Raw genomic sequence first — 12,147 nt, 5'->3', positions numbered from 1 at the left:
TGGCGCAGACAGATTGAACACGGCCAGCGCGGAAGAACCGGAGCGTACACCTAGTACGTGAGGATTCTGAGCACTGCCCAGGTTCAAAATGACAAGCAAAATAGCCCTAATGGGATAGGCTCTAAGCACAGACCAACCGTGTGGATATAATATCCCCCTGAAAAAGATTATTTTCATTCATTCGGCGTGTATCGCGAAAATACACGCCCGATGACTGAGTTTACGCGACCGGCTGCATCGCACGCAGCGCAATGCGCAAATGACCGTTATTCTCTGCCAGCAGTTCACGCGCCTGCCAGGCATCAAGCCCGCTGATGATCATCAATATCGCCGTCCGGCAGTGCTGATTGCAACTGGTCAGCGCCGCTTTCGCTTCGCTGCGCGAACAGGCCGTTGCCGCCATCACAATAGCAATCTGGCGCTCGGCCCAGCGCGGTGTACTGGCCTGGAGATCGACACGCAGGTTTTCGTAGACTCGCCCCTCGCGAATCGCCAGCCCGGTGGTCAGCATATTGAGGATCTGCCGCTGCGCGATTTGCGCTTTCGGATTACCAAAACCCGCTACCGCCTCTGGCCCGGTTTGCGGGGCAATAATGATATCCGCCAGTTGTGCGGCTTCACTGTCGGCTTCCTGCGTCACAACCGCAATGGGCGCGCCGAGCGACCAGGCGTGACGCATCGCTCCCCACACCCACGGAGTTTTGCCGCTTACCGTCAGCGCCAGCAGCATATCCTGGTTGCTGAACTGTATGGCCTGTAGCTCAAAGGCGCCAAGATCGTAATTATTCGCGGCGGTTTCCATCTCCTGGAGCGCGGCTGCCGCGCCTCCGGCGATCAGCGCAACCAGAGCATGTTTTCCCTCAGGCGCAAATTCATTTACCGTTTGCACGGCGGCACGCCCGGATGCGCCAGCCCCGACAATAACCAGTCGCCCTCCCCGGCTCAACGCCGCCGTGGCGTTATCAATCAGACGGGCAATCTCCGGCAAACAGGCCGCAACAGCGTCGACAATCTGCTTATTATCCTTATCCAGCATCGCCAGCATATCGAGTGTGGCAAGCGTATCAATATGGGTGGTTTCAGGGTGGCGTCGTTCCATCATTGAAGCGGTTGGCTTACTGCTCATAAAAACCTCCATTTAACACAGAAACAACTTACAGGGGCGAAAGTGAGAACCTGGGGCAAACCCTTTCATTAACCATGGTTATAAATGGAAGTGTAAAGCATTCCTGACATGCTTAATTCCACGGTAGTCACAGTTTTATCGCCGATGAAATTTTCCATCTGTCGATTGTCTGTTTTCCAGCCAGTGGCAATGGCATTGAGATAAGATGCAATAGCATCACAGATTGCTGACAAAGTGCGTTTTTCCGGAATTGCCCGGCGGCGCTTCGCTTGCGCGGGCCTACGAAAAACCCATAACATAATGATATTATTGGTTTTATATGCCAGGTAAGGCGATAGCCGCCACCCGGCAGAAATGTGAGCACAATATCTAAATCAGGTTTGTCATCAGCCTCAGATGCAATAGCATCATTAGCGCAGCGTCAGGCCGCCATCAACAAAGTACTGGCTTCCGCTGACATATGACGCGGCATCGGATAAAAGAAAAAGCGCCACTTCCGCGGCTTCAACCGCCGTCCCCTGACGGGTAAGCGCCAGACGACTGACCACCGATGCTTCAAATTCGCCACGAACATCTTCACGCATAAAATGGCGAAAATCGGTATCAATCGGTCCCGGAACTAGCGTGTTAACCCGAATATTTTTCGCGCCCAGCGCGGACGCCCAGCAGCGAGATAATGAAACCAGCGCGGCTTTTGCCGCCGAATAAAGACTTGCCGCCGCGGCGCCCTCATAAGCCGAAGTGGATGCCGTCACGACCACCGAAGCGCCCTCATTAAGCATCCCGGCAAGCGCCGCCAGTTGAAGAACGGGCCCGCGCACATTGGTCGCCATCATGTTGTCAAATGCGTTGGCATCAACCTGTGTCAGTTCGCCAATGGCGGCATATCCGGCATTCAACCACAGGCCATCCAGTTTGCCCATTGACTGAACCTCCTGAGCCAGCGCCTCCCCGGTCGCGGGCGCGCTGGCATCGTTATAAATCACGCGCGCCCGATCCGAAAGCTGCTGACGGAGTGCGTCCAGGCGCAGGGGATCGCGGCCAGTGGCAATCACGAAACCGCCCTCGCGGTCAATGATCTTTGCCCCGGCAAGCCCAATACCGCTTGTCGCGCCGGTGATAAGAATGTTTTTTGCAGTAAATCTTGCCATTGTCGTTACCCTGATGATCATTGGTGGTCAATTAATGAAATCCATCAAGATGGTAACCAGCGAAGGACTATTTGATAATATTACTATTATCAACAGAACTGTTTGGGAAAATAGATATAATGCGTGGAAGTGATTTTGCTGAATTACGCGCCTTTGCCATGGTGGTTGAGCAAGGCAGTTTCACCCGTGCTGCCGCGCATCTTGGTGTTACGACCTCCACATTAAGCGCAACCATTCGTCGGCTCGAAGCGCGTATCGGCGTGCGTTTACTGCACCGCACCACGCGCAGCGTCGCGCCCAGCGAGGCCGGGATACGTATGATGCAACAGCTGGGCCCCGCACTGACTGCGCTGGAAGACGCGGTTACCGAGGCACAAACGACTCACGCCCCCGCAGGGCGTTTGCGGCTCAATGTATCACGCGTCGCCGCTATTCATTATCTGGCCCCGATGCTGGGCGATTTTATGCAACGCTACCCTAACATTACGCTGGATATCATTACCGATGATGCTCTGATTGATATCGTATCGTCAGGGTTTGATGCGGGAATTCGTCTGGGCGAGAAGCTTCATCAGGATATGATTGCCGTCAGGCTAAGCGGCGATCTTGAGATGAAAGTCGTGGCATCACCGCACTATCTGGCGCAGGCGACGCCTCCCCGCAAACCACAGGATTTGTTGCAGCACCCCTGCCTGACTTATCGACGACCAAGCGACGGCAGCGTTTATCGATGGGAGTTTCAGCGCCATGACGAACGCTGCGAGATTGCGGTCAATGGGCCAATCATCGTGGATGAACCAGCCATGCTTACGCCATTAGCGCTCGCGGGCGTGGGCATCGCATATCAGTTCGCCCATCAGGTTGATCCCTGGCTGGAAACAGGTCAACTGGTTCAGTTACTCAAAACATGGACGCCTGCTTTCCCCGGCTTTTATCTCTACTACCCCAGTCGAAAACACATGGCGACACCACTGCGGGCATTTGTCGACTCTCTGCTGAGAACCTGAGATAAAAATGCAGCGGAGAGAATTATCCGCGGGTTGTCGAACTCAGGTTTCCTTGACGCCGCCTGGCCGGTAAAGAACGAGGACAACAGGTAAAACAGTTTTGTCATCCATCTTATTTCGCTTTTTTTACACAGCTTTATGAAAGCCCCCCGTTCAGCGATAATACGCATCTATACGTTTTGCCATGGGGTTGGTATGAGTGAACTGGCACAGCAGACGGCGCGCAAACGCTCAATGAGTATGAAGCTGAGTACCGCCGTCACCTTAATGATTGGCAGCGTGATCGGTTCAGTGCTGATCCTGGTCTATATCCTGTGGTTTATGCAGATTGGCGATGCCACCCGCGACGGTGTAAAAGATACGGCGCTTGCGGTGGCGCGGACGCTGGCTGACACGCCGGAAGTAAAGCGCGGCCTGACGCGGTCGCCGGACAGCGGCATCATTCAGCCACTGGCGCTGGCCGCCGCCAGACGCAATGGCCTGCTGTTTGCCGTGGTCACCAATATGGACGGCATCCGCTATTCGCATCCCGATAGCCAGATGATCGGTCACCCCTTTATCGGCGATGATATCCTGCCAACGCTGAAAGGCCGAGAAAACGTCGCCGTCAATCACGGTGTCCTGGCCCCAGCGTTGCGGGTATTCACGCCGGTCTTTGACGATAACCACCGGCAAATCGGCGTGGTGGCGATTGGTATTTCACTGAGCAAAGTAGACCAGCAAATCGCCGCCAGCCGTTGGGATGTGATTTTAACCGTGCTGTTCAGCGCGCTGGTTTGCGCGATGGGGACCTGGTGCCTGGTCCGCGGCCTGAAACGCGTTCTGCTGGGGCTTGAGCCGCAAGAGATCTCAACGCAGTTCCAGCAGCGCCAGGCGATGCTGCATTCGCTAAAAGAGGGCGTGGTGGCGGTGGATGCTGACGGCCAGGTGACGCTGATTAACCCTGCCGCACGGAATATTCTGTTTAGCGGCCCCGATAATGATATCTCTCAGACGCCTCTGCTGGCGGACCTGCAGGCAGTTCTGCAAACCGGACAGCCTATTTACGATCGGGAACTGGGATGTAACGGTTTTTTACTGCTCAGCAACACGGTTCCCGTCCGCAGCCAGAATGATGTGGTCGGTGCGATTAGCACCTTCCGTGATAAGACCGAAGTCAGCCAGCTACTGCAACGGCTGGACGGGATGGTAAACTATGTGGATGCGCTGCGTACCACTTCACATGAGTTTATGAATAAACTGCACGTGATTCTTGGCCTGCTGAATATGAAACGTTACGACAAGCTGGAAGAGTACGTACTGCAAACCGCCCATACTTATCAGGCGGATATTGGTGAAATCCAGCACCGTATTAAATCACCGGTGGTCGCCGGTTTTTTAATTGGCAAAATTCAACGCGCGAAAGAGTGCGGGTTTACCCTGACCCTCGCCGACGAAAGTCTGGTACCAGACTGCCCGAATGAAAAACAGGTGACCGTGCTGGTCACCGTACTGGGTAATTTGATCGAGAATGCGCTGGATGCCATGAACGGCCAGGCCGAAGGTGAAATCAGCCTGCTGCTGCACTATCAGAATGGCTGGCTAAGCGGCGAGGTCAGCGATGATGGCCCCGGGATCCCGGAAGCGTTCATCGAAGATATCTTTAATAAAGGCTTCTCCACCAAGGGCGAGAATCGCGGCGTCGGGCTATTTCTTGCCAGTCAGCAGCTTCACGATCTGGGCGGATCGCTGGCTGTCGAATCCGAACCCGGCGTTTTTACTCAATTTTTTGTTCACCTTCCCTGGGACAGTAAAAGGAACAGTGCGTGATAAATGTATTAATTGTTGACGATGATGCCATGGTCGCCGAACTGAACCGCCTCTACGTGGCGCGAGTCAGTGGTTTTCGCTGTATCGCCACGGCATCTACGCTGAGTAAAGCCAGGGAGATGATTAACGACAAGACGCTGGAGATAGACCTGGTGCTGCTCGACGTCTATATGCAGCAGGATAGCGGTCTGGATCTGCTGCCCACGATCCGCGCTTCCGGGCGCGCCATCGATGTCATTATGATTACTTCCGCCGCGGACGCCGCAACGGTGCAGGCATCAATGCACTATGGTGTGGTCGACTATCTGATCAAACCTTTCCAGTTTCCGCGCTTTGAAGAAGCGCTGACCGCCTGGCGAGAAAAACGTAAACTGATGATTGGCCAGCCTTACTATGAGCAAGCGGATGTTGACCGACTGCTGCACGGCGGCGTCGCGGAAGCCACCGATGCGCGCAAACTACCAAAAGGCCTGACCGCTCAGACATTGCGCACCCTGTGCCAGTGGATCGATGCTCACCCGGACGTTGAATTTTCCACCGACGAACTGGCGGCGGCGGTGAACATCTCCCGCGTATCGTGCCGTAAATACCTGATTTGGCTGGCACAAATTAATATTCTGTATACCAACATTCACTATGGCGCCACCGGTCGCCCGGTGTACCGCTATCATCTGATCGCCGAGCAGTACGGCCTGCTTAAGCAGTACAGTCAATAAGCCGGTAGCCATCATCCAGCAACTGGAAGCGGAAACCGCGCTGTGAAGAGAGGATAACGTCGCGATTTTTAGTGACGAAAATCGCGTCGATATCCTCACGCTGACGCAGGGCCGCGCAGCCTTTCTCCACCCCAAGACCGTAAATCAGGGTAGTCCAGATATCGCCATCGAGAGAGTTTGTGGCAATAATCGTCACGCTTTCCAGTTCGTTATCCAGCGGATAGCCGCTACGCGGGTCGAGAATATGGTGCCAGCGTTGACCATCCTGCTCAAAATAGCGCTCATAAATCCCTGATGTCACCACCGACTGCCCCGTCACCGCAATACTGCCAATCAGCGCATCCGTTGTTGAGAAGGGTTTTTTCAGCCCTATCGACCATCTCCCAAGGGTATGCACGTTACCACCGAGGTTAATCAGCGCGTCACTCACCCGCTGCTGTTGCAAATAATCCCGCACCCGATCGGCGATATAGCCTTTGGCGATGGCCCCAAGATCGATCTCCATTCCCGCCTGTGCGAGATAAACGCTGCCGGCAGCATCATCAAGGATCACATCCTGCGGGCGCGTTAACGCCAGTCGGGCGGCGATATCCTGCGCCGCAGGCACACGATGGCCCTGAAAACCAATACGCCACAGTTTCACCAGCGGGCCTATCGCCAGATTGAACGCACTGTCCCGCACCATGCTGGCGGCTTTAGCGCATTTAATCAGCGTATAGACCGGCCGACTTACGGTGACGGGGTGACGCCCGGCAGCATGGTTAATATCCATCACCTGCGACCGGGCGCGGTTAACGGTAAGCAGATCTTCATAGCCTTTAATCAACTGAAAGACGCGTGACGCGAGGGCTTCATCATGAACATAGAGCTTAAGCAGAATGGGAGATCCCATCAGAACAGCGGAATAACTGTAGATGCGGTTGTCGGACATAATACACTCCCTGAGAGAGGTAATAAGCCGGGCCGCATATTTGCCTGCCCGGCCGGTGTCGCTTTACACATTACCCTCTGGCACATTTCGCCGCATGATGGCCCGCGAGAGTGCCGAAGATAATAATATCCGCCACCGCGTTACCGCCGATGCGGTTACCGCCGTGAATGCCGCCAACCACTTCGCCTGCCGCATACGCCCCTGGGATCGGCTGATGCTCATCGTTCAGCACCGCAGTTTCGCTGTTGATGGTCACGCCGCCCATGGTGTGGTGAACCCCCGGTGCGATGCGAATCGCGTGGTACGGGCCTTCATTAATCGGCGCCCGCAGTGCGGTAGTGCGACCAAAATCATCATCATGCTGTTTTTCAACAAAGCCATTGTAGCGTTCCAGGGTAGCAAGGAAAGCGTGATAATCCATCCCCAGTTTCTCTGCCAGTTCGCGGGGCGAGCTGGCGCTGGTAACAAAGCCTTTGGCGATATATTCATCGGCGGCTCTGTTTTTCGCCCTGACGTGCTCGTCGAACACGATGTACGCAAAGTTTTCCGGCAGCGCGATAATCGACGCTGAAACTTTATCGCGGGTCTCCATCTCGTTGAAGAAACGGTTGCCCTGCTGGTTCACCAGAATCGCCCCGCCGCCGCGAATTGATTCGGAAATCAGGTACGAGGTTTGCTGCTCCACCGTCGGGTGAATCTGGATTTCCCCCATATCCACCGTGCCCGCGCCGATGCGCTCTAACAGCGCAATCCCACCGCCAGTGGCGCCTTTGTGGTTGGTGGTCACAAAGCCCGCCAGATCCGGGCGGTATTTCACCACCATCGCGCTGTTGGCGCTGAAACCACCGGTGGCGACGACAATACTCTTCGTCTGAACCGACACCGTTTCCTGTTCATCGTTGATCAGGCGCACGCCGTTCACCGCACCGTCGGTCATCAGGATCTCTTCCACCGAAGTGTCCAGCAGAACATCAATACCGCGTTTAGTGATATTGCGCAGCAGGCCGCTGATCAGATAGCCGCCAACCGCCGATCCGTCGCGCGGACGGTGGGTACGGTCAATGCTCATGCCGCCAGTGGTGGTGATATCGTTAAGCATAATGCCGCGCCGTGCCAGCCATTCGATGGCTTCCGGCGCATTCTCCACAAAGCAGCGCAGCAGTTGCGGGTTGTTTTTGTTTTTACCGCCCTTCAGCGTTTCCTGGTAAAACAGTTCTTTACTGTCTTTAATACCTTTCACGCGCTGGAAGCGGGTCTCCGCCGCGTTCATCCCGGCTGAGGCCTTAATGGTGTTGCCGCCGATGGTCGGCATTTTCTCGACGATCAGCACGCTGGCCCCTTCATCGTGCGCCTGAATAGCCGCCGCCAGCCCGGCCCCGCCGCTACCGACGACCACAACATCGTAGCTTTTCGGCGTTACCACGCCTTCGCCCTCTTCAGCGGCCAACGCTTTACTCGATTTCAGCATCGCTTTGGAGACGGCTTTTTTCACCGCTTCGCTCTGGCTGGTCGCGCCGGAAATGGCATCAACGTGCGGCGTATTGGCGGTCAGAATACGCTCGCGGATCTCTTCAAAACTGGTGGTGAACTCGACGGTCTGTCGCGGGCTGGCAGCCAGTTCGATATCGGCAATGCGATCGTTTTCCAGACTGACATTAATAACCAGTTCATTGACATCGTCCTGAACGGTTTCAACGAACACCCCTGGTTTGAATTTCGCGTCGCCCATGCTCATATCGCGGATCATCGCTTCTACCAGCGAAAAACGCCACAGCGGTTCCGGAATGGTCAGCGCTTCTCGCCGGGTACTGTCGATAAACAACTCCAGCTCTTCGCCGGCGGCAATTCGCGCCGCCCAGTCAGGATAAGCGATACAGGCACGCCCTACCGCCATCAGATCGTAACCGTGATCCAGCCCCTGTTCCGCATCGGCGGCGTTAACCACGCCGCCCACCCCCATCACCGGCACCTGAGCCAGCGTTTCCGAGCGCATGGCGCAATACTTTTCAATCAGCGGTGTCGGATCGCTGGTGTCAACAATCGACGGACGCAGAGTTGCGCCAACCGAAAAGTGCAGATAATCCACGCCGCGAGCAGCCAGCTTTTCCAGCAGATACATGGTGTCGTCGAAGCGAATGCCAGGGACTTCCATCTCTTCCGGCGAGAAGCGATAGCCGATGATAAAGGCGTCGTCAGCGTATTGGCGGACCATTTTATGGGTAATATCCAGCACCGCCAGCGGGAATCTGGCGCGGTTGTCGCGGCTGCCGCCCCATTCATCGTCGCGCTGGTTGGAATTTGGCGAGTAGAACTGCTGGATCAGGTAGGTGTTCGCGCCGTGAATTTCTACGCCGTCGAAACCGGCCTGGATCGCACGGCGCACGCCTTCGCCGAACTTAGCGATCATGCCTTCCACTTCTTCAGCGCTCAGCGCGCGCGGCGTCGCTGCGCCCTCACGCGGCGCGGCAATCGCGCTGGGAGCCACGGGCTGGCGTCCGCCGATAAGCTGCGGGTCAACCATCCGGCCACCGTGATAAATCTGCAGAATCGCTTTTGATCCTTCCGCTTTAATGGCAGCGGCGATTTTTGCCAGACCGGCCACCTTTTCATCATTATCAATACCGATGGCGCCTGGAAATGCCAGACCGAAATCATCAACAAAGCAGCATTCAACAATAATGGCGCCGATGCTTCCGGCACGCGCACGATAGTACTCCACCAGTTCGCTGGTGACGGTACCATCAAAATAACCAGTACAGGTCGTCATCGGCGCCATTAACAGGCGGTTTTTAAGTTCAGTGCCGTTCGGTAAAGTAAAAGGATGCAGAATTCGTTGGTTACTGGTCATAATGACGCTCCAGATTTAAATATTAAAAATTCAAAATTGGGTGACGGAATCGTTTTTATTTTTATTTGGTAATCCCTTAAGTCATGCTCATAATATAGCGCCATTTTTAGTTACTAAAGCAATTACATTAGTTAAAAAACTATTTAATACCAGCAATAACACCAATACCTCGATTGTATTATTAATAAAAAATAATTCATTCACACGATTGCAAGGAATGATAACAAAACAGAAACTTTTGTTAATAGCAGCAGAAAACAAATAAGCAATAAAACACATAATTATCAATGTTTTATAATGAAGTTCAATTTTTATCTGTTTTATTATTTAACATCTAACTATATTTTATACAAAATAACCACATCATCATATAGGGTTATTATAAATAATAAAAAAGTAACCAATAATCCGTTTTTCTTGATCTCAATCAATTGCAATGTAGCATGAAGGCGCAATATATAAATAACCATGAATTTTAATTTATCGCTCAATTAAACAGCGCTAAATAGCTATCACCGTAATGACCAAAACCAACAATTAATAATTAAAGAAAGTTTTGCAACTAAAGAAATTGGTCGTTTTCCCGGTAACCAGAATCTATTTTTAACTACTTGCAGATACGCATTATGAAAGAGAAAAAGACAACCATACCGCCTGCCGGTGCAGCCACCAATGCTGCTTATAAACGTCTGCTGATGATGGCAATGCCCATTATCGTCGCCGTCCTCCTGCTGTTTATCCCGGTGCCTGATGGCCTGCCTCCTTATGCCTGGCACTATTTTGCAATTTTTGTCGGCGTTATCGTCGGCCTGATCTTCGAACCGCTGCCTGGCGCGGTTATTGGACTCACCGGGGTGGTGGTGATTGCCCTGTGCAGCCAGTGGCTGCTGTTCAGCCCGGAACAGGTGGCCGCGCCGAACTTCAAACTGGCCAGCGCCTCCTTTAAATGGGCGGTGAGCGGCTTCGGTAACTCCACCGTATGGCTTATTTTCGGCGCTTTTATGTTTGCCGCAGGCTACGATAAAACCCAGTTCGGTCGCCGCCTGGCGCTGATTCTGGTGAAATATCTTGGCCGCCGCAGCCTGACGCTGGGCTACGCCATCACTTTCGCCGACCTGCTGCTGGCGCCGTTTACACCGTCCAACACCGCGCGCAGCGGCGGCACCATCTACCCGATTATCGCTAACCTGCCGCCGCTGTACGGCTCTAAACCCAACGACCCGAGCGCGCGCCGCATTGGCTCTTACCTGATGTGGGTGGCGATCACCGCCGCCTGTATCACCAGTTCCATGTTCCTCTCCGCGCTGGCGCCGAACCTGCTGGCGCTGGCGCTGGTAAAAAGCATCGTCGGCATTAATATCTCCTGGGGCACCTGGTTTATCGCCTTCCTGCCGCTGGGTATTCTGCTGATCCTGGTCATGCCGCTGCTGGCCTACTGGTTCTATCCGCCGGAAGTGAAGGTCAACGATGAAGTGCCGCTGTGGGCCGCCCGCGAGCTGGAAAAACTCGGTCGCCTGTCGCGTAATGAAATTCTGCTGCTGGTCTTTGTCTGCTGTGCGCTGATGATGTGGATCTTTGCCGCCCAGTGGATTGAACCGGCGCTGGCCGCCCTGCTGGTTATCGTGCTGATGCTGTGGACTGGCGTGCTCTCCTGGAACGATATCACCAGCAACAAAGCGGCATGGAACACCTTTGCCTGGTTCGCCACCCTTGTGGCGCTGGCCGACGGCCTCTCCTCCACCGGCTTTATCGCCTGGCTGGGTAAAGAAGGCGGCGCGTTGATGAACGGTATCTCCCCCGGCGTGGCGACTGTCGTACTGCTGCTGGCGTTCTATCTGCTGCACTACTTGTTTGCCAGCACCACCGCGCACACTACCGCCCTGCTGCCCGCGATGCTGACCATCGCCGCGACGATTCCGGGCATGAACATGCAGGTATTCGTTCTGCTGATGGTGACCTCGCTCGGCGTGATGGGGATTATCACGCCGTACGGTACCGGCCCCAGCCCAATCTACTATGGCAGCGGCTATCTGCCGACCAAAGACTACTGGCGTCTTGGCACTATCTTCGGCGCGATCTTCCTGGCCGCCCTGCTGCTGATTGGCTATCCGTGGATGTCCATGATGTTCTGATTCATAACCGCCGGGATCTAACTCCCGGCGGTTTTACTCTTAGGGAGCATAGCAATGTCAACTAAACCATTTGTATATCAGGATCCTTTTCCACTGAAAAAGGACGATACCGAGTATTATCTTCTCAGCAGTGATTACGTCTCCGTCGCCGAATTTGCAGGCCAGGAGATTCTGAAAGTTGAACCTCAGGCGCTAACGCTACTGGCACAACACGCTTTCCACGACGCCTCCTTTATGCTTCGCCCCGCTCATCAGCAGCAGGTTGCCGATATCCTTAACGACCCGCAAGCCAGCGAAAACGATAAATACGTGGCCCTGCAGTTCCTGCGCAACTCGGATATCGCCGCTAAAGGCGTGCTGCCGACCTGCCAGGATACCGGCACCGCGATTATTATGGGCAAGAAAGGCCAGCGCGTATGGACCGGCG

9 protein-coding genes are annotated in these 12,147 nt (G+C 54.4%); 5 read left to right on the top strand and 4 right to left on the bottom strand.

Annotated elements, in window-relative coordinates:
* Positions 1-220 precede the first annotated feature (220 nt).
* Positions 221-1,126: an N-acetylmuramic acid 6-phosphate etherase gene (locus ABK821_RS13650; RefSeq protein WP_142501349.1), complete on the bottom strand. Its 906-nt coding sequence runs from the start codon at positions 1,124-1,126 to the stop codon at positions 221-223.
* A 410-nt stretch (positions 1,127-1,536) separates the two neighbouring features.
* Positions 1,537-2,277, bottom strand: a complete 741-nt coding sequence (locus tag ABK821_RS13645) for an SDR family oxidoreductase (protein ID WP_395033965.1) — start codon at positions 2,275-2,277, stop codon at positions 1,537-1,539.
* Between the two features lie 119 nt (positions 2,278-2,396).
* Between ABK821_RS13645 and ABK821_RS13640 the strand changes: the two genes are divergently transcribed.
* The 3 genes from ABK821_RS13640 to dcuR all read left to right on the top strand — a co-directional run bounded on the left by ABK821_RS13640 (position 2,397) and on the right by dcuR (position 5,809).
* Entirely contained in the window at positions 2,397-3,284 is an 888-nt protein-coding gene (locus ABK821_RS13640) for a LysR family transcriptional regulator (protein ID WP_138362139.1), read from the top strand.
* A 195-nt stretch (positions 3,285-3,479) separates the two neighbouring features.
* Positions 3,480-5,093, top strand: a complete 1,614-nt coding sequence (locus ABK821_RS13635) for a sensor histidine kinase (protein ID WP_138362138.1) — start codon at positions 3,480-3,482, stop codon at positions 5,091-5,093.
* The gene (gene dcuR / locus ABK821_RS13630) at positions 5,090-5,809 is read left to right on the top strand and encodes a two-component system response regulator DcuR (RefSeq protein WP_138362137.1); all 720 of its coding nucleotides are present in this window, start codon (positions 5,090-5,092) and stop codon (positions 5,807-5,809) included. Before ABK821_RS13635 ends, dcuR begins: the two co-directional genes overlap by 4 nt.
* On the opposite strand, the gene ABK821_RS13625 is transcribed toward dcuR, so the two are convergent.
* Together ABK821_RS13625 and ABK821_RS13620 are read right to left on the bottom strand one after the other, a co-directional pair.
* The gene (locus tag ABK821_RS13625) at positions 5,790-6,740 is read right to left on the bottom strand and encodes an FAD:protein FMN transferase (RefSeq protein ID WP_138362136.1); all 951 of its coding nucleotides are present in this window, start codon (positions 6,738-6,740) and stop codon (positions 5,790-5,792) included. The genes dcuR and ABK821_RS13625 overlap by 20 nt on opposite strands.
* Positions 6,741-6,810: 70 nt before the next feature.
* Positions 6,811-9,588, bottom strand: coding sequence for a flavocytochrome c (locus ABK821_RS13620; protein ID WP_138362135.1), 2,778 nt, complete (start codon positions 9,586-9,588; stop codon positions 6,811-6,813).
* Positions 9,589-10,214: 626 nt separating this feature from the next.
* Between ABK821_RS13620 and ABK821_RS13615 the strand changes: the two genes are divergently transcribed.
* Positions 10,215-11,720 carry an anion permease gene (locus ABK821_RS13615; RefSeq protein ID WP_138362134.1) on the top strand — a complete coding sequence of 502 codons (1,506 nt, stop codon included), beginning with the start codon at positions 10,215-10,217 and terminating at the stop codon, positions 11,718-11,720.
* A 54-nt stretch (positions 11,721-11,774) separates the two neighbouring features.
* A partial coding sequence (locus ABK821_RS13610) for a fumarate hydratase (protein WP_395033964.1) occupies positions 11,775-12,147 on the top strand: 373 nt, incomplete at its 3' end.

Source organism: Klebsiella sp. KE9456, assembly GCF_043832615.1.
Classification (GTDB): Bacteria; Pseudomonadota; Gammaproteobacteria; order Enterobacterales; family Enterobacteriaceae; genus Klebsiella; species Klebsiella indica.
This window is presented reverse-complemented; position numbering and strand designations above follow the sequence as displayed.